The following is an 18167-nucleotide window of genomic DNA, read 5'->3' as shown; positions in this document are numbered from 1 at the left end:
CTAGGAGCCGTTCATGACTGTAGTTCAACAGGGCAGCATCAATACCACGGCACTTATCGTGCCCGATCTGTACGTCCAGATTGTTCCACCGAGCGTTGCGCTGCTCAACGGATTGCCGACCAATATCCTCGGCATTGTCGGCACGGCGACCTGGGGGCCGGTCAATGCACCGGCGGTTATCGGCAGCATGGCCGACTATTCGCGCCAATTCGGTGCAATCATGCCCCGCAAATACGATATGGGCACGGCCGTGGCCGCTGCAGTGCTGCAGGGGGCCAATAACTTCCGCTGTGTGCGTGTCACCGACGGCACCGACACTGCGGCCAGTGGCACGCTCACAGCCGCGTCGGCGGTTGATGCTTCGGCAATTGCGGCCGCAATCAATGCCGGCCAGTCCGGCTTGCGCGGGCCGTCCCAGCTCGCGGTGGCCACCGCCGCCTTGGCAGTTGTCACCGTCACGTCCAAATATACTGGCACCCTCGGCAATTCCATGGTGGTCTCGATCGGCGCCGGCAGCAAAGCGGCAACCAGTCGCGTCACGATTGCTCTGCCTGGTCAAGTCCCGGAAGTGTTTGACAACCTGGGCGTTGCCAGCGCGGCGGCCGCCACCGCTACGGTTGCCGGCGGCACGGACGGTGCTACGACGATTACGGGGGGCGTGCTGGTGGGCGTAGACACCGTGCCCCGCAAAGGCATGTACGCGCTCCGCAACACGGGTGTGTCCGTCGCGATGCTGAGCGACGTCGATGATTCGACCCAGTGGTCTACCCAAGTGGCGTTCGGCTTGTCGGAAGGCACGTATATGGTTTTGACAGGCCCGGCCGGCGATACCATCACCAATGCCGTGACGGCAAAGGCTTCGGCAGGCATCGACTCGTACGCGGCAAAACTGCTCTTCGGCGACTGGATTTACTTTAACGATACCGTCAACAGCCAGGTGCGCTTGATTTCGCCGCAGGCATTCAGCGCTGGCCGGCTGGCCAACTTGTCGCCCGAGCAGTCCAGTTTGAACAAGCCGATGTATGGCATCGTCGGCACGCAGAAATCGCAGCAAAACCTGGTGTATTCGAATGCTGAGCTGCAGTTGCTGGGGCAGGCAGGCATCGACGTCATCACGAATCCGATTCCTGCCGGAAACAGTTTCGGCGCGCGCTTCGGCCACAACACATCGAGTAATGCGGTCACCAACGGCGACAACTATACCCGCCTGACCAATTACATTGCGTACAGCCTTGATGCGGGCATGGGCCAATACATTGGCAAGCTGCAGTCGCCAAGCGTACGCCGCTCTGCATCCGCATCGATTTCATCTTTGCTGGAAGGTATGAGCGGCCAGGGCATGATCGGCAGCGCAGACGGTAGCCAACCCTACAGCGTGCAGATCAATGATGCCAACAACCCTCAAGCGCGCGTCGCCTTGGGCTACATGCAAGCTGACGTCAAGGTGCGCTACTTGTCGGTGATCGAGAAATTCATCATCAATCTGGAAGGCGGCCAGTCGGTCAATATCAGCCGACAATCCGTCAATTTGGCCTAAGCCGTTCATCCCACCGAGGCCCGCGGTGCCGGGCCGAACTTTTTCTAGGAGCATCAGATGCCGCTTAATGGCTACTCAGTTGGGCGCGACTTGTCGCTCGATATTATCGGCCCCAATGGGCCGATCAATCTTAACCAGATCGTCGGCTTCACAGCTAAACCCGACGTCACCGACAAGAAAATCAAGGGCCTCGATGGCATTACCCGTCATCTGCGCTTTCCTGACGGCTGGTCGGGCTCGTTCGACCTGGAGCGCCAGAACAACGTCGTTGACGACTATTTCTCGACGCTGGAAGCAAATTACTACGCAGGCCTGAACGAAAACCCGGCCACGATCACGGAGACTATCCAGGAAGTGGATGGCTCGGTTTCGCAGTATCGATTCCTGCAAGTGCTGCTGACGCTGGAAGACGCCGGCAGCTTCAAGGGTGACGATACCGTGCATCAGAAGGTGCGTTTTGTGGCAGCCCGCCGCGTGAAAGTCTCCTAATTCAACCGCTGCCGGTGAGTCCGGTGGCAAACAAGGAATGCCATGAATACCGAACAAGTAAAAGTGACCTTGCGCGAAGCGCCTGCAGCGCAGGTACTCGCCAAGGCCAACGAGGAAACAGTTACCACCGATGCGCGCGGCCGAGTTATCAAACTGAAGAAGCCAGGCGTGCTCGCACAATATCGTCTGATCGAGGCATTGGGTGACTCAGCTGCCAACCAGACCTATATGGGCATGGTCTTACCGTTGATCTACGTCACCGCGATCGACGATCTGGCAGTGAACCCGCCTAAGCTGAAAATGCACGTCGAGGCGCTTATTCAGCAGCTGGACGAGGACGGCATCGAGGCCGTCATGAAGCACGTCCAGGAAACCTACGGCAAGACGGATCCGGACGCTGACAAGGCGGAATTAAAAAAGTAGTCCGGGCCGGCCCGATTCGCGAATGCCTGTTTCTGGTAAAGAACCATGTGCCATTTGATACTGCGTTCGGGCTGGATGACATCACGCGAACGGGCTGGTGCATCATTTTTTCTGAAATGGACGGCGCGAAATTCAATTTTCATACCATGGCCTATGAGGAGCAGAAATGAAGCATTTTTCGGATATTGGCGGGATGATCAAGCATCTGACCCTCATAGCTGCCGCTCAGACGCTGGCCGACCATCGTGCGTTGAAGAAGTGCGCCGTAGCGATAGAAAACACGGCCAAAGAAGAGTTCGGGCATTACCAAGGCGAGGTAACGCCGTTTGCTGGCTGGGAAGAATTAGCCGAAAGCACTAAAGAAGATCGACTGGCGAAGGGCTTTACTGAAAATGACCCACTCCTGCGCACCGGCAGGCTCCGTAAATCGGTCAGCCATTTGATCAGCGGCGCTGCCGCCGTGATCGGTTCCGAAAGCGAAGTGATGGTGCACCAGGAGCTGGGCACTGACAAAATTCCGCCGCGGGCGGTGCTTGGGCCGGCTGCCATCCGCAATACACAGCTGATTATCGACACGATTGGTCATTCGGCAGCGGAGGGCCTGCTTTACGGCTCCGGCCTTACATTGGCCAAATTAACGTAAATGCAAAGTAGAAAATAGCCGCTGCAAATGCAAGGCCAACCAGGCCAAGCACAAGCAGAGCTCCCGACAAAACGAGCAAATCAAAGCGTTGGCCCATCGTTAAATGGCGCTTTGCCACCGGACTTGATCGTGATGCATCGCGAGTAAAAGCATCTGCCGGCCTGATATTGGGGTACTGAACCCATGACACCCGGTCGGCTGCCCATTCCTGAATTCTGTGCGACAGCTTCATATTTTCCCAAGGTTTCTCAATGTTCGATGCGTACAAAATCGGCGTAACGCTTTCCCTGACAAATCATGTCAGCAAGGGCCTATTGCTTATGGCCGGGGATTTCGCCAAGACGGAAGCGCAGGCCACGTTGCTCCAGCGGCGCATGAATAGTATCAAAAATGATGCCCTTAAAGGTGGTTTGATGCTCGGCGCCGGCGCGGGCATGCTGATGCTGCTCAAGGGGCCATATGAAGAAGCCAAGAAGCTCGCCCAGGCACAGGCGAATTTTCAAACACTGAACTTGTCAGCAGGTGAGAACGCGGAGGTGTTCGGGAAGGCGGCAGCCATGTCGCATAAGCTGCTTGGCACCACGATTACCGAAAACGTGAAGCTGATTCATGACCTACACACCGCGTTTGGTGACCTACATCATGCGGTCGACACGGCGGATATGTTCGCCAAAATGTCGATCGTGGGGAAGGTGGCGAACGGTGGTAAGGACATGGACGGCATGATTAATGCGGCAGCGAAGGCCCTTGAACACCGCGGCGGCAAGGTGATCAATAACCCAGCGGAGTTCAATGCTGAAGCGAGCCTGATGACAAAAGTGATGCTTGCCACCAAGATGCGCGTCAGCCCCAGGGACTACCTGACTGCATCAGGTACCGGCAAGATGGCTTACCAGCTATATGACAAGGAATATTTGTACGGAAACTTTGCCGGACAGATGGCAATCAATGGTGGCGCACGCACAGGAACGGAGGCAATGACTGCATTCAGTTCGCTGATCAGCGGGCGCATGGATTCCAAAGGCAAGGGTTTTCTGGCTGACTTGGGACTTTGGCAGGAGGGATTTAGTAAGAAGCGTCTCGCTCTTTTGAATGCCTCGATGAAAGACATGACACCGGAAGAAAAGAAGTTGTCGATCGCCAGTATGGGGGGGCAAAGTATTGTATCGGGAGGCTTGAACGACGTGGATTCGGAATTGTTCGCTCGTCGCCCCGATCTTTTTATCCAAAAGCTTTTACCCTTAATTCGTTCCCGTTTTGGTATGGATCTGACCGATGACCAGATTGCATTGATGGTGGCCAAGAAATTTAATCGCAGCACAGGTAATTTTCTTGGCACTCAGATCACAATGGCGTCGAAATTAGCCAAAGACACGGCCATTATTAATAAAACGATGGGAGTTGGGGAGGCCTACCAGCACTACCTTAAGTCGCCCGAGGGTGCGGAGGAGGCAGCTGGTGCCGCATGGAAGAATTTTCTTGCTGTATTCGGCTCGGTATATCTTCCTGCCATCACCAAGGGCCTGCTGAAGCTGGCCGGCGGGCTGGATTCGATGTCTAAATGGGTTAAAGAGAATGAAGGGCTGGTCCGTGGCTTGGTTGTAGCATTCTCGGTATTGGCCGGTAGTATGGCGATTCGCGGGTCAATCCTTCTGCTTGGAGCCGCATTTAATTCTCTCGGCTTGTTACTGACTATGGGAACTGGCCTGACTATACCTGCCAGTTTGACGGCCCTGGGAGTCGCGGCGGCAGGTTTGGCTGCCCCTGTCGCGATTGCAGTTCTTGCCATCACGACTATCGCCGGGGCGCTGTATGCATTTCGGCCTATTACAAAGGCCGAAATCGAGGCCGCGAAATTCGAAGGCGGCGCAAAGTTGAGCTCTTCCGCTGCAGCGCGCATCGCCAACGGGGAACTTGCAGTGCCGTCTCTTCCAGTGGCTCCTCGCATTCCCACTGTGCGATATGGCGCCCCTATGGTTGCCATATCGCAAGGCCCTACGGTTACTTCCCCCCTTGTTGAAAACGCAATTGCAAGCACGACTCAGCGTGCCGGCATGGTCGAAACGAATATTCATATTGATGGCGTGAGAATCGGCAAAGCGGTCACCGCCTACCAGACCAAGGTTTCGGCCGGGCCGCAGTCCGGAATTGGGCGCTTTGATTCCTCAATGGCAGCACCACAACCAGGGATATCACGATGAAGCCTGACACTTACATGCAGCTCGGCGACATGCAGTTGTCGCGCTACGAGGTGCCGGAATCGATCGGCTTTGGTGGCGAACAGGCACTCGCTGTGCATGAACTGACCGGTGGCAGGCGTGTTGTTGACGCGATGGGGCGCCAGGACCGCCCCCTGGAGTGGTCGGGCATGTTCATCGGCGAGAACGCCAGCGAGCGCGCTCGCTATCTGAATGCGCTACGGATCGCTGGCAAGCAGGTCAACGTATCTTGGGCCGAGTTCGCTTACAAGGTGGTCATTCGGTCTGCGTTGCTCGACTACCGGCGTGCCTACGAGATCCCGTACACGATTTCGTGCACCGTCATCGAAGACCTGACAATCCCGGTGTCGGAGCTGACGGCATTGTCCATCGACACCGCTATCAGCGACGACATGGACGCAGCGAATGCGCTGGGGGATCAAATCGGCGATGGAACGTTGTCGACGATGCTGGGCACGCTCAATTCCGCCATTAAATCCGTGTCGTCCTTTGCCGGTGCGGCGCAGAGCACGATCACCAGCGTACTGGGGCCTGTCCTGGCCGTCCAGTCGCGCGTCTCGGCACTGATCGCCGCGACGGGCAACACGATCTCGAATATCTCGACGGTCGGTGGCGTGCTGCCGAATAATCCGATCGCGTCGCAGGCCGCCAAGCTGTCCCGCCAAGTGGCGGGCTTTACGCAACTGCCGCTGCTGCTCAACTTGCAGTCGACGGTGGGGCGCATGGGCGCGAACCTGGGCGCGGTGTCCGGCGCCGGGACCAGCATCACGACCGCCGGCGGCAACCTGTTCGCCATGGCGTCCAAGGCCTACGGCGACGCGTCGAAGTGGGTGGGTATCGCCCGAGCCAATGAAATCAGCGACCCGGCGTTGACCGGTGTGCAAACAATCATCGTCCCGCGCGTGCCGGGCGATACGGGAGGCATCAATGCCGGTTAATCCAGACGCGGTATCTGCTGCGCGCCAGCCGCGCGGCATTGTCAACGTGGACGGCGTACGCGTCGACGGCTGGGTGCGCTTCGAAGCGGATAACAATACCTACAGCGAAGCCGATACGTTCCGCGTCGTGTTCGCGCTGTCGGCGCTGCCGGCCGCCTATGGTGATGCGTTCTGGGCATCGCGGACGGAGGTGTTCGTCGAGGTGTTCGCCGGCTTCCCGGCTGACGCCGAGCACTATAGCGCCGAGGAGTTGCGGAGTTGGGTCTACGGGCGCGTCGATGACGTCGAGTTCGACCCGGTGGCGCGCACAGTGGTTGTCTCAGGGCGCGACCTGACGGCCATCCTGATCGACGCGCGGACCATGGAGTCGTTCCAGAACCTGACCGCGTCCCAGGTGGCCACAAAGCTGGCCCTGCGCCATGGCTTTACGCCAGTGGTCACGGCGACAAGGGACATGGTCGGCAGCTACTACGAGACGGACACGATCAAGGTCAACACGCAGCGCAGCGAGTGGGACATTTTGACGACGCTGGCGGCGGCCGAGGGTTTTACCTGCTTTGTGCGCGGCAAGGATCTTCACTTCGAGCCGATCGCGCCAGCGCCGGTCGACGGCTACGCGTTGAAATGGGAGGCGCCAAACGACCAAACGGGCGCCTACAGCTTCAACGGCAAGGCCATCAGCTTTCGCCGCGCACTGAGCATCGCCCGCGGCGTGGTTGTAGAGGTGACCTACACCGTGCCGAACAAAAAAGGCACGTTCCGTGTGCGCTATCCGAGCAAGGCCGCCGATATCAAAGTGGGGCAGAGCGCCGCTTCGGCGCAACTCTACCGCATCACCATGCTCGGCACCAGCCCACAGGGCGCGCTGAATCGGGCGCAGCGGGAGCACGCCGCAATCACGAAGCACGAGGTCAAGATGGTGGCAAGCCTGCCGGCCGACGACATCCTGACGACGACGAACATCATCACAGTGACCGGCACCGGTACTGCGTTTGATCAAACCTATTATCCGGAGAGCATTATGCGCGAAATGGATGTCAGCACCGGCTATTCGATGACTGTGCACGCGAAAAACCATTCGCCAGAAACGGTCGTGGCGATATGAGGGGCATGCTCAACGCGATGCGCCAGCAGGCACAGGCTGCTCTCGGCGACGTGGCGCTGCCGAGCACTGGCATCGTGCGCAGCTACGATCCGGCGAAATACGCAGTGCGCCTGGAGTTGCAGCCGCAGGGCAACATGACCGGCTGGATCCCGCTGCTGACGCCCTGGGTGGGCAACGGCTGGGGTATGTTCTGCCCGCCGACCATCGGCGACCTGGTCGAGGTCACGTTTTTGAATGGCGACATCAATTCCGGCGTGGCCGGCCTTCGCGCCTTCAACGACCAGGACCTGCCCCTTCCGGTGGTGTCCGGCGAGTTCTGGCTGGTGCATGCCGCTGGCGCATTCATCAAGTTGAGCAACGACGGCAAGATGCTGGTCAATTCTCAGGTCGAGATCGATGCCACGGCGCCAACCGTGCAAATCACCGCGGCGGGCGCCATCAGCATCGTCGCCGCTACGGCGTCAGTCACGGCCACCACGTCGGCATCGGTGACGGCACCGAGCATTACGCTGGGTGCGGCGGCGCAGTCGCTGAAAAGCTTCATCACCGACGCGTTCATTTCGCTGTTCAACGGGCATACGCACAACGATCCGCACGGCGGCGTCTCGGGCGCGCCGAATCAGCAGATGACGGCCGCCCACGCGACCACCACAGTAAAGGGCGGCTAATGTCGGATCTATTCCACTATTTCGGCGGCGACCTGTCGCGGTCGTCCACTGGTGATCTCCTCAAGGTGGACGGTACCGGGGAGGGCGTGCAGCGCGTGCTGCGCCGGCTGCTGACGAACCCGGCTCTAATCGATGCTGACGGCAACACGCTGATCCAGGGCGACTACATTTTTCACCCCGACTATGGCGCCGGTCTGCCCCGCATGATTGGCGACACCGTAAACATTCCGAAAATCAAGGGGCGCATCCAAGGGCAAATGTTCCTTGAGGCCTGTGTCGCACGCAGTCCGGCGCCTGTCATCAAGGTGGCCGAGATCCAGGGCGGTGTGTCGGTTGATATCCGCTACAACGATGCGCAGACAGGGACGCCGGCGGCGCTCGCGTTCGATGTAACCAGATAAGGCGATCATGAGTATTTCAACAAAAGATTTTGTAACGCTGGTCCGCGACGCTGTCACTGCGATCCAGGGCTCCGCGAGCGGCCTGGTCAACCTGACCGTCGGCTCGATCCTGCGCGCCGTGGTCGAAGCCAACGCCACGGTTATCCTGTGGCTTCAGGGCCTGATCTTGCAGTTGCTGGCTGCCACGCGTGCGGCGACTTCCAACGATGCCGATCTGGATAGCTGGATGGCCGACTTTGGTGTCGTGCGCCTGGGCGCCGTTCCGGCCTCAGGCCTGGTCTCGTTCTCGCGCTACACTCCGACTGCCCAGGCCGTCGTCCCGGTCGGCGCCACCGTTTTGACGCTTGACGGCACGCAGGCGTATGTCGCGCTGCTTGACACGACGAATGCCGCGTACAGCGCACTGCTGGGTGGCTACGTGCTGGCGCCGGGCGTGGCTAGTATCAATGTCACAGTGACTGCATCGACGCCTGGCGCGGCGGCGAACGCAGTGGCCGGGCAGATCGCGTTGATCAACCAGCCGATCCCTGGCGTCGACGCCGTCACGAACGCGGCCGACTTCACTAATGGCGTCGATGCAGAGAAAAACGCCGCGCTGCGAGCCCGCTTCATCACCTACATCGCCTCACTGTCGAAGGCGACCAAGCTGGCGATCGGGAACGCCATCACGTCGCTGGCGCAGGGCGTGACGTTCTCACTGACCGAGAATTGCACCTACGGCGGCGTGGCGCAGAACGGCTATTTTTTCGCTGTCGTCGATGATGGTACGGGCTATCCGCCATCGCAACTTCTGCTGTCGGCGGCGAATGCGATCGACGCAGTGCGACCGTTCACGTCGACGTTTGGCGTTTTTGCCCCGATAGTGGTTACTGCCAATATCGCGATGACTATTACTACGGCCGCTGGCTACGACCACACGGCGACAGCCGCGAATGTGGCGGCAGCGCTTCGCACCTACGTCAATTCGCTGACTTTGGAGCAGAAATTGGCGTTCTCCCGCTTGACGCAGATCGCCTACGATGCCTCGCCAGGCGTCACCAACGTGACCGCAGTCTTGCTCAACGGCGGCACAGCCGACCTTGCTGCCACCGCCCTGCAGGTCATCAAGACCGGAACCGTGAGCGTGGCGTGATGACAGGCGACCAAGCAGATATTGTTGCACGTATCAAAAGCGTGCTGCCTCCCTGGTTCGGGGCGGTGCGCGACCTGGTCGACGCGCTGATCCAAGGCCTCGCCAATGCATCCGCCTTCGCATATGCGCTCTACCAGTACGCGGTGCTGCAAACCCGTATCAAGACGGCGACAGAGGGCTGGCTCGACATGATCGCCGCAGACTTTTTCGGCACCGCGCTGATGCGCTCGGCGAACCAGTCCGACGCCAGTTTCCGAGCACGGATTATCATCAACCTGTTCCGCGAACGCGCCACGCGCAATGCGATCACTCGTGTACTGACCGACCTCACCGGGCGCGCGCCGATCATCATCGAGCCGCAACGACCAGCGGACACGGGCGCTTACGGGGCGCCGAACAGCGGCTACGGCGTGGCCGGTGCCTACGGATCGATGTTGTTGCCGTTCCAGGCGTTTGTGCAAGCTTACCGCCCAGCCTCGTCCGGCATCCCGTACATCGCCGGTTATTCCTCGCCACCAGGCGGTTACAGCGCGCCTTCTCGCGCAGCTTATGCAACGCTGTTGCAAAGCACGGGTGCAGTGACGGACGCCGACTTGTACGCGGCCGTGGACAGTGTGAAGCCGGTCGGAACCATCGTCTGGCTGTGTATTCGCTCCTGATAAATCTGCAATTCACCCACAAGGGCCGCACACGCGGCTCTTTTTTTGGAGTAAATTTTGAAACGTCAAATTATCTATCCAGGCCAAATCCCCTTGGAGACTGACCTGCTCGGCACCAATAAGAACACGATGATTGCCTTGGCAAAGCTGACGGCGGCAATCTTCGGCACCGCTACCATGGTGAACGGCTTAGCATGCGCACCAAACTCGCCGGCGGCGCTGAACGTTGTAATTTCCCCCGGTGAAATTTACAGCATGCAAAACATCGACGGCACGGCGTATAGCTCGATTGCCGCCGATACCACCCATACGATCATGAAACAAGGGATATCCCTGGACGCTGTGACACTGGCGTGCGCGGCACCGGGCACGGCCGGCCAGAGCATCAACTACCTGATCCAGGCAGCATATTCCGAAGTGGACAGTGGGGCTGTCGTGTTGCCTTACTATAACGCCAGTAACCCGTCGATGGCTTACAGCGGCCCGGCCGGATCCGGCGCAACAAACAATACGGTGCGCGACGGCACGGTTGCGCTGTCGGCGAAAGCAGGTATTGCTGCGACGACTGGCACCCAGTCCACGCCGGCGGCAGATGCTGGATACGTTGGTCTTTGGGTCGTGACCGTGGCTAACGGTCAAACTAGTATTGCTGCAGGCAGCATCGTGCAGTATGTCAATGCGCCGTTCTTCGGAACGGCCGCACTGCTAAATTCCATGAACGCATTCACTGTCTCTCCGACAGGGCCAACCCCGCCACAGTTCGACGCAAGCACCAAATTGGTGACGGCAGAGTGGGTGCGGCAACAGCAGGGGAGCCTCGTCGCACAAGCCTCAGTAAGTGTTTCGCGCAGCCTTATTGCCGCTGATATTGGCAAGTGTTTAAATTTTACGAATCCAGGCTTGACGCTGACATTGCCAAGGCCTATCGATCTTGGCATTCCGACAAACTCAGGACGATGCATCCACCTCTTCGGTTTTCTTCAAAGTGGAGCCGTAGCACCCGGGGCTGGCGCAAGTATTGCCTTTGGCACGGGTGCGGTTGCAAGTATTACGCTCAAGCTCGGTCAATACGTTACGTTGACCGCGACCTCCTCTGACTACTGGACGGTTATAGACTCGACTGCCGATATGTGGAGGAATGCCGATTTTGAAACATCCATTACGGGTGGCGGGGCGACATCCAATCAACTGTCGCCCGGCGGGATCATTTGTCAAACGGGTTTTTTCTTGGCTAGCGCATCCGGCTATACGACTTTGACATTTCCTGCCGCATTTCCGAACGGCCTGCTCTCGATCAATGGGAATATAAATTTGGGCACATTGGGCGCGGGCACTGTCAATTTCAATATGGATGCTAAAACTGCCAGCGGCGTACCGGTAGCAGTCGTAAATTCCTCTGCCAGTGGCTATCTCGGATATCGCATCAATTACACCGCGCGCGGTTATTAAAAAGGACATACCGATGGAAATCATTCCCTCCCAGGATCTCGATGTCGTTTTTTACTCCATGAAATCGCGGGGCTTCTACCCCGAGAGTATGCGTTCGGCATACGACGCTGCCGGATCGTGGCCAGATGACGCTGTGCAAATTCCGGCCAATGAGTTTGCCAATATGCAGGCTGCTGTCGCCGAGGGGGCGGCAGTGCAAATTGATAGCGACGGCCATTTTATCGTGATGGTACGGCCGCCTACACCATACTCGCAGCTTGCGGCTGCTTTCCTTGATTCGGTCCGCTTGGTGCGTGAAGCCGTGCTAAATCGGCTTGCGGGCATCGGCTTCGCTGCGATGATCACTGGTGATACCGATGTGGTGGGGGGCGTCATCAAAGCGCGCCAAGCGCTGCTTGATATCACCGCTGCGCCAGCTGTCGTTGCCGCATCCGACATTGCCGCGCTGACGGCCGCAGTTCAAGTTGAGTACCAGGCGATCATCTCGGCGGCTATGCCAATCATCCGTGACGCTTTTGACCCAAGTGCGCTCTGAACGCTCATCTGCGCCATCACAAACCCGCTTCGGCGGGTTTTTTCATTTCCACCACCTGAAAGGCACTACATGGCACTCGAAACGACCGCCGCCGGCGGCGCACTGATTAAAATTTTTGGCATCCCGGTTCTGGCCGGCGCTGCCGCAACTTCACTGGGATTCATGTTCATGTGGCCAAAAACTGCCAAGGAAGCGGGCGTGCGCTTCTTCGTCACCATTTTGTTTTCCGCCCTGATGGGCCCGGCCCTGGTCGTAGTCGTGCGCAACTGGATGCCGGGCCTGTTCGACAGTGCGCGCGCCGTCGCCGTGCTGTACGGCAGTGACCCGGCCCTGGGCTTCCTGTTCATTGCCGCGCCGCTGATGGTGGCGGCCGGCTTGCCCGCCTGGTGGGTGCTAGGCGCCACCGTGCGCTGGCTCGACAAGCGCCGCGACAAGGATATCGGCGAGCTGGCGCGCGATGCGGCCGCCATCGTCAAGGATGTGCGGGGTGGCCTGTGAACCTGAGCCCTCATTTCAGCCTGGCCGAACTGGTCGGCTCGCAGGTGGCGACCCGCAAGGGCATCGACAACGCGCCGGCGCCTGCCATCATCGCCAACCTCACGCGCTTGGCCACGCTGCTCGAGCAGGTGCGCACGCTGGTCGGTGCGCCCATCGCCATTTCCAGCGGCTACCGCTCGCCCGTGCTCAACAAGGCCGTGGGCGGCGCGTCCAATAGCGCGCATATGTTGGGCCTGGCCGCCGATATCAGCACGGCCAAGCTGGCGCCCAAGGCGCTGGCATTGCTGATCCGGCAAAGCGATATTGTCTTCGATCAGCTGATCTACGAGGGCACGTGGGTGCATATCGGGTTGTCGGCTGGCACGCCGCGTCGCCAGGTGCTGACGGCCAAGTTTGCCGGCAATGGTGTCAGCTACGTGGCAGATATCGTATGAGCGCCCTGGGCAGTTTGTCGGGCGCCGCCGTCAGGGGCACCTGGAAGGCGGCCGCTGTCATCCTGGCCGTCGCGCTGCTGCTGGTGGCCAGCTCAACCTGCACCGGCTGGTGGCTGGCTGCTGGTGATCGTGACGCCGCGCGCGCTGCGCTGGTGCAGGAGCAAGGCGTTAGCGCGCAGCTGCGCAGCTCGATTACTGAGCAAAACCGCGCCATCGATGGCATGGCCAAGGCAACCCAGGCGGCGCAGGAGCGCGGTGCTGCGGCGCAGGCGGCCGCCGCTGCCAAGGGCAAGAAGTATGACGCCGCACTGGCGCAGATCGCTGCCTCACGCGCCGCGACCTGCGACGAGGCCATGCCGGCCGTTAGGCAGATGCTGGAGGACCTACGATGAAACACCAGATGGCGCGACAAATTATTCCTAAAATTATTCTGGCGGCGCTGCTGGTCGGCTGCGCCAGCGCGCCACCAGCGCCGCAGCGGGTGGACGTTCCCGTCTTCAACCCATGCGTAAAGGAGGTGCCGACGCGTCCGGTCTACGAATTCGACCAGTTGGTGCTAGCAGCTACGGACGGCGAGATTGTTCTGGCACTCGCGCGGGACTGGCCGCGCGGCCGGAAGTATGAAGTGGAACTGGAGGCAATTATTTACGGATGCCTGTAGCCTAATGATCTAATAATTCTACGGTGATTGAAATATGTAATTTATTCGTTCGGATAAACTGTTATGTTTTAGGTATAGTAATATTTTTATCTTCCAGCATCATTGGTAGATGTAATCCAATAAATGCTAAAAAAGAAAATGCCTTCAGGCTGTTAATTTCACTGCCATAATTGGAGCACTCCCCGTGCATAACCTGATGACGATTAAGGCCTATGAAAGCCTCTCCTGTTTGAATCATTTCTTTATCACGTTTCGATTTACTTTTCAGGAGGTCAGAATCAAGCATAATAAGAAACGGATGAAGAAGATCAGAGAGCTCCTGGTCACTGTCGAGTGCCGGCCGAAGGGCGAGCATGGCTTTCATTTCTTTCGTTGGTTTATGTGTACTCAGAGGGGATTCAATTTTTAATATTTCAGATAGTAAGCCATCCGCTTGAGCGATGAATACTGGTATCGAAAGAAAGTACCCGACATCTCCAAGATTTTTGTGAGCCATAAATGCTGCAGAGATTGCCTCTGATCTCTTCGGATATCGTTGAATTAGTTTTAGCTCAACAGAATCAATATTATTTCGATAGTATTTCGCCATTAATTCGTCGACGTCTTTCGGGGCAATTGAATCGAGTTTTTCTATCAGAGTTAGCAGATCTGATAAGGAGTCATACCAGCCAAAAAACCAACCTTTGGAAAGCAAAAAAATCATGGATTTTTTTGAAAGATCAGGTATTGCATTTAATCTTCGAATTGCCTCATCCCAGTCTATTTTGTTGATATTCTGAAGGAACTCCACACCCTTTTGAACCGCTGGTCTGTGATTTTCCAGCCACTTGTTCATGCGGTCCAGACCGTCTTGAATTTCCGGGGCTCGGTGCTCTATTGCTCTTGAAATTTGATTCAGAAATACTTCGGCAATTGAGATGTAGTGTGGTTTTTTTTGCATGGTATCTTTGTGAATTTTTTGATATTTATGGATTGTGCTACAAGTATGCTGGATATTTATCGACTATTTTTTGTCGTATTTATCCATGAGTCGGTGGCACACGCCAAGTAGCGCATGAATAGCCATGCTGACTTCATGGTAGTGCTCTTCTAGGTCGGGCTGAGTTACGTGGAGTAGGTCACTTGCTGCTGGATTAATTCCGATAAGCTCGGGTCGCCACATTAGGGTATGCAAAGGATCGACCTTAAGAAATTGAGCATTTATACCATGGACCAAGTCATGCCGGAAAAACGATTCTTTTTTTGCGAATTCTAAAATTGCAATCATTTCTTCTTTTTCATGAGAAAGTGATCGGGTGGTAGAGAAAGCCACCCTTATTAATTTTAGTTTTTTGGTAAAAGAAATGGGTTTATTGGGTTCTATCTTTGGTGTAATATTTTGGCGGTCTAGGATAATAATTATGTCATATAGGCAGCATTCTAATGATGACGAGTTTCTGACATAAAGGCCAAGCCACGCATTATAGTCGCGATCACTTTCAGAATGAAATGGGAAGAATGGATTCGAATGTGCCATGATTTATTTCACTTTTTTGATATTTTTAGATGAAAAACAAAGTATAAATTATTACGTAACTTCCATTCTTTAGTAATACTCCATGGTCATGCCATCCATTTCTATTATGGAGTCGTGCCATAAGGCGCGGAATCGAATTGGTCTTATGGGTGAGGTTTGTTGGATTAAGACTGTATATTACGTCTTTCATCCTTCGTGTAGGTTAAAAATTTCCTATTGGTTGTCCTCATTGAACTGGCTCGATGGCTCGATGGAGTGCGAAGCGAATTTGTCAGCGGTGTCCTGTTGACTTCCTCATCGCGCAGCCTGATCCCTTGCCCTTCAAACAAGAGCAAAACCACTGGCGAAGCCTGATACTGTGCAGCAAGGCTCACTTTTTTAGAAACAATTTTATCCTTCCTGTTTCTTACTTCGATAGATATACTGTATAAAAACACAGTATGTGAGCCAATCATGAATGCAACATTAGCAATACTTCAACTTTTCCAGCCAGGTGTATTGCAGGTGCCTTTACCGCTTGCGCAGTACCCAATTCCCAGTGCGCGGCCGGAAATTTCCCATCGGATATCCGCCGGGTTCCCGTCGCCGGCCGCCGACTATACGGAAGATGGCCTAGACCTGAATGCACTGCTGGTGCAGCATAAGGCAGCCTCGTTCTTTTTCACGGTCGAAGGCGACTCGATGCGCGACGCCGGCATCCTTCACGGCGACAAGGTGGTAGTCGACCGCTCCGTTTCACCACTTCACGGTCATATTGTCATTGCGGTGATCGATTCCGAATACACCCTCAAGCGCCTTTATTGCCAGCGGGGCACGGTAGAGCTGCGTCCGGACAACCCTGCGTACAAGTCGATCTGCCTGGCCGAAGGTAGCGAGCTGCAGATATGGGGCGTAGTGACTGGCGTCGTGCGAAAGCTCCGGGTGTGACATGGGCGACCCGACCAAGCAGATTTTTGCGCTTGTCGACGTGAACAATATGTACGTCAGCTGCGAGCGTGCCTTCAATCCACGCTTGCGCGACCGCCCGGTGGTAGTGCTTTCCAATAACGATGGCTGCGCCGTGGCCAGGTCGAACGAGGTCAAGGCATTGGGCGTGCCGATGGGCGCACCCTGGTTCCAGATGCGCGACCTGGCGCGCCAGCACGGAATAGTGGGCCTTTCCTCCAATTACACCCTGTACGCGGACATGAGCAACCGCATCATGACCATCCTGCGGACCTACAGCCCCAATGTCGAGGTCTACTCGATCGACGAATCGTTTCTCAGCCTGAACGGCTTGGGCGGCCTGTGGACATCCCCAACCGCCATGGGGCAAGATATTCGCGCCAAGGTGGCGCAGTGGACCAGCCTACCCGTTTGCGTGGGTGTGGGCCAGTCGAAGACACTGGCCAAGCTAGCTAACCACGTGGCAAAGAAATTTCCGCTATTCAACAGCGTTGCCGACTTCACGACCATGTCGGACGCCCGGACCGCCTGGCTGTTGCAGCGCATCGAAGTCGGCGAGGTATGGGGCGTCGGCCGCCGCATCAGTGCCAAGCTGCGCGCCATGGGCATCAACACCGTGCAGGACTTGAAAGACGCGCCACCGAGCACCATGCGGGCACATTTCGGCGTCGTGCTCGAGCGCACGTGCAACGAGCTGCGTGGAATATCCTGCCTGGAGTTGGAGGAGGTGGCGCCGCGCAAGGAGATTGTGTCGTCGCGCTCCTTTGGCACCATGGTCATCACAGCGGCCGAGCTGGGCGAATCGATATCGACCTATGCCGCGCGCGCCGGCGAGAAGCTGCGCGGTCAGCATTCCCTGTGCGGTGCTGTCCATGTTTTCGTGCAAACGAACAGATTCCGGGAGCGGGACGAGCAATACAGCAACGGCATCACCATCCCCTTGGTGGAGCCCAGTGCTGATAACCGTGTTCTGGCGGGCGCCGCGCTGCAGGGCCTGGCCATGATCTTTCGCGAGGGGTTCAAATACAAGAAGGCCGGGATCATGCTGATGGACCTGCAGCCGGATACGCGGCGCCAGGGCGTCTTATTTGATGCGGGGCAGGACCGGGCTCGGTCAGTGGCCACCATGGCTGCTCTGGACGCGCTGAATGAACGGTTCGGCCGGGATACTGTGCACTTGGGATCGGCGGGCCTGGTCAGGCGCTGGGCAATGTTGTCCGAGAACCGCACGCCACGCTATACCACCAGCTGGACCGAGTTGCCGAAAGTGCTGGCGAAGTAGGCCGGTAGGCGAGTTCAAGGGAGTGATGTGCAATGAGTAAGTTTCGAAAGCCCCTCAGCATCGAGCAGCTTAAAGAGATTCAGGAGCGCAGCGACTCGCCCGATATGCGGGCGGTGCTGTGGGAAGTGCGGCGCCTTCGTGAGATAGCGGCGACCGCAGACGAGCTGGAGCGGAGCCTGGGTCCGCGTGTCGACATGTCTGGGCTGATCCGTGCCTCGCTTCGGGTGCAGCTGGATGGCGAGCCTTGCACCGTCTCGATGCCTCCATCCACATGAATGTAGCCAGTCAGCGTGCCGGGCAAGATCGTCCGGCGGATGCCCAGCCGGCTACGCGCTGTTGCTGGTCGACCAGCACGATGACTTGGCAGCCGACTGCCGTGCTGCCATAGTTCAGTTGCAGGTATTCGCCCTGATGTTGATAGCTGGCGGGCGTGCCGTAGCGGGAGGCGAGTGCGAAGCTGTCCAGTCCCATCAGATCGCCGCCGCGGTGTTGGGCAATGCCGCTGGACTTGCAACTGCACAGTGTAAGCAAGAGGAGGGCGCCCAGCGCGAGCTTCATTGCAATCTTTCCATTTGGGTTATGCTTACAGATGGCGGTGCCTTCTATTATGTTGGGTGCCTACCTACCCGATCT

The 18167-nt window shown here is 57.4% G+C and carries 23 protein-coding genes; 19 read left to right on the top strand and 4 right to left on the bottom strand.

Features of this window, described 5'->3' with window-relative positions:
* Positions 1–13 precede the first annotated feature (13 nt).
* The 4 genes from SJI03_RS11135 (at position 14) to SJI03_RS11120 (ending at position 3092) form a co-directional block, all read left to right on the top strand.
* Positions 14–1537 (top strand): phage tail protein, encoded by a 1524-nt coding sequence (locus SJI03_RS11135; protein ID WP_322427232.1) that lies wholly within the window; start codon positions 14–16, stop codon positions 1535–1537.
* Positions 1538–1594: 57 nt separating this feature from the next.
* Positions 1595–2026 carry a hypothetical protein gene (locus tag SJI03_RS11130; RefSeq protein WP_289898262.1) on the top strand — a complete coding sequence of 144 codons (432 nt, stop codon included), beginning with the start codon at positions 1595–1597 and terminating at the stop codon, positions 2024–2026.
* A 42-nt stretch (positions 2027–2068) separates the two neighbouring features.
* Positions 2069–2449, top strand: a complete 381-nt coding sequence (locus tag SJI03_RS11125; protein ID WP_099376092.1) for a hypothetical protein — start codon at positions 2069–2071, stop codon at positions 2447–2449.
* Positions 2450–2615: 166 nt separating this feature from the next.
* Positions 2616–3092 carry a hypothetical protein gene (locus SJI03_RS11120; protein WP_322427231.1) on the top strand — a complete coding sequence of 159 codons (477 nt, stop codon included), beginning with the start codon at positions 2616–2618 and terminating at the stop codon, positions 3090–3092.
* Here SJI03_RS11120 and SJI03_RS11115 read toward each other — a convergent pair.
* Positions 3070–3324 (bottom strand): hypothetical protein, encoded by a 255-nt coding sequence (locus SJI03_RS11115; RefSeq protein ID WP_322427230.1) that lies wholly within the window; start codon positions 3322–3324, stop codon positions 3070–3072. The two genes, SJI03_RS11120 and SJI03_RS11115, sit on opposite strands and share 23 nt — an antisense overlap.
* Positions 3325–3343: 19 nt before the next feature.
* Here SJI03_RS11115 and SJI03_RS11110 point away from each other — a divergent pair, with 19 nt between their 5' ends.
* The 13 genes from SJI03_RS11110 to SJI03_RS11050 all read left to right on the top strand — a co-directional run bounded on the left by SJI03_RS11110 (position 3344) and on the right by SJI03_RS11050 (position 13791).
* Entirely contained in the window at positions 3344–5293 is a 1950-nt protein-coding gene (locus tag SJI03_RS11110; RefSeq protein WP_322427229.1) for a hypothetical protein, read from the top strand.
* Complete coding sequence (locus SJI03_RS11105; protein WP_322427228.1) at positions 5290–6249, top strand: hypothetical protein; 960 nt, start codon at positions 5290–5292, stop codon at positions 6247–6249. Before SJI03_RS11110 ends, SJI03_RS11105 begins: the two co-directional genes overlap by 4 nt.
* Positions 6239–7354, top strand: a complete 1116-nt coding sequence (locus SJI03_RS11100) for a hypothetical protein (protein WP_322427227.1) — start codon at positions 6239–6241, stop codon at positions 7352–7354. The genes SJI03_RS11105 and SJI03_RS11100 overlap by 11 nt, the downstream gene beginning before the upstream one ends.
* A gap of 5 nt (positions 7355–7359) precedes the next feature.
* Positions 7360–8022: a phage baseplate assembly protein V gene (locus tag SJI03_RS11095; RefSeq protein WP_322427226.1), complete on the top strand. Its 663-nt coding sequence runs from the start codon at positions 7360–7362 to the stop codon at positions 8020–8022.
* On the top strand, positions 8022–8423 hold the full coding sequence (locus SJI03_RS11090; RefSeq protein WP_322427225.1) for a phage tail protein: 402 nt from the start codon (positions 8022–8024) through the stop codon (positions 8421–8423). The genes SJI03_RS11095 and SJI03_RS11090 overlap by 1 nt, the downstream gene beginning before the upstream one ends.
* A 7-nt stretch (positions 8424–8430) precedes the next feature.
* Positions 8431–9555, top strand: coding sequence for a baseplate J/gp47 family protein (locus SJI03_RS11085; protein ID WP_322427224.1), 1125 nt, complete (start codon positions 8431–8433; stop codon positions 9553–9555).
* Positions 9555–10214: a hypothetical protein gene (locus SJI03_RS11080; RefSeq protein ID WP_322427339.1), complete on the top strand. Its 660-nt coding sequence runs from the start codon at positions 9555–9557 to the stop codon at positions 10212–10214. The genes SJI03_RS11085 and SJI03_RS11080 overlap by 1 nt, the downstream gene beginning before the upstream one ends.
* 57 nt (positions 10215–10271) lie before the next feature.
* Positions 10272–11663: a gp53-like domain-containing protein gene (locus SJI03_RS11075; RefSeq protein ID WP_322427223.1), complete on the top strand. Its 1392-nt coding sequence runs from the start codon at positions 10272–10274 to the stop codon at positions 11661–11663.
* Positions 11664–11676: 13 nt separating this feature from the next.
* On the top strand, positions 11677–12198 hold the full coding sequence (locus SJI03_RS11070; RefSeq protein WP_322427222.1) for a hypothetical protein: 522 nt from the start codon (positions 11677–11679) through the stop codon (positions 12196–12198).
* Positions 12199–12366: 168 nt separating this feature from the next.
* Positions 12367–12696 (top strand): hypothetical protein, encoded by a 330-nt coding sequence (locus SJI03_RS11065; RefSeq protein ID WP_290608213.1) that lies wholly within the window; start codon positions 12367–12369, stop codon positions 12694–12696.
* A complete protein-coding gene (locus tag SJI03_RS11060) occupies positions 12693–13130 on the top strand; it encodes a D-Ala-D-Ala carboxypeptidase family metallohydrolase (protein WP_322427221.1) in 438 nt (145 codons plus the stop codon). The genes SJI03_RS11065 and SJI03_RS11060 overlap by 4 nt, the downstream gene beginning before the upstream one ends.
* Complete coding sequence (locus SJI03_RS11055; RefSeq protein ID WP_322427220.1) at positions 13127–13522, top strand: hypothetical protein; 396 nt, start codon at positions 13127–13129, stop codon at positions 13520–13522. Before SJI03_RS11060 ends, SJI03_RS11055 begins: the two co-directional genes overlap by 4 nt.
* On the top strand, positions 13519–13791 hold the full coding sequence (locus SJI03_RS11050; protein WP_322427219.1) for a hypothetical protein: 273 nt from the start codon (positions 13519–13521) through the stop codon (positions 13789–13791). Before SJI03_RS11055 ends, SJI03_RS11050 begins: the two co-directional genes overlap by 4 nt.
* A gap of 61 nt (positions 13792–13852) precedes the next feature.
* Here SJI03_RS11050 and SJI03_RS11045 read toward each other — a convergent pair whose 3' ends face one another.
* Complete coding sequence (locus SJI03_RS11045) at positions 13853–14731, bottom strand: hypothetical protein (RefSeq protein ID WP_322427218.1); 879 nt, start codon at positions 14729–14731, stop codon at positions 13853–13855.
* A 63-nt stretch (positions 14732–14794) separates the two neighbouring features.
* Positions 14795–15307: a hypothetical protein gene (locus SJI03_RS11040; RefSeq protein ID WP_322427217.1), complete on the bottom strand. Its 513-nt coding sequence runs from the start codon at positions 15305–15307 to the stop codon at positions 14795–14797.
* A 453-nt stretch (positions 15308–15760) separates the two neighbouring features.
* Here SJI03_RS11040 and SJI03_RS11035 point away from each other — a divergent pair, with 453 nt between their 5' ends.
* Both SJI03_RS11035 and SJI03_RS11030 read left to right on the top strand, forming a co-directional pair.
* The gene (locus SJI03_RS11035) at positions 15761–16234 is read left to right on the top strand and encodes a translesion error-prone DNA polymerase V autoproteolytic subunit (protein WP_322427216.1); all 474 of its coding nucleotides are present in this window, start codon (positions 15761–15763) and stop codon (positions 16232–16234) included.
* 1 nt (position 16235) lies between these two features.
* A complete protein-coding gene (locus SJI03_RS11030) occupies positions 16236–17534 on the top strand; it encodes a Y-family DNA polymerase (protein WP_322427215.1) in 1299 nt (432 codons plus the stop codon).
* A 285-nt stretch (positions 17535–17819) separates the two neighbouring features.
* Here the strand turns inward: SJI03_RS11030 and SJI03_RS11025 are convergent, their stop codons facing one another.
* Positions 17820–18092: a hypothetical protein gene (locus SJI03_RS11025; RefSeq protein ID WP_322427214.1), complete on the bottom strand. Its 273-nt coding sequence runs from the start codon at positions 18090–18092 to the stop codon at positions 17820–17822.
* Between the last annotated feature and the right edge of the window lie 75 nt (positions 18093–18167).

It is taken from the genome of Janthinobacterium sp. GMG1 (genome assembly GCF_034427795.1).
In the GTDB taxonomy this organism is placed as follows: Bacteria; Pseudomonadota; Gammaproteobacteria; order Burkholderiales; family Burkholderiaceae_D; genus Janthinobacterium.
This window is presented reverse-complemented; position numbering and strand designations above follow the sequence as displayed.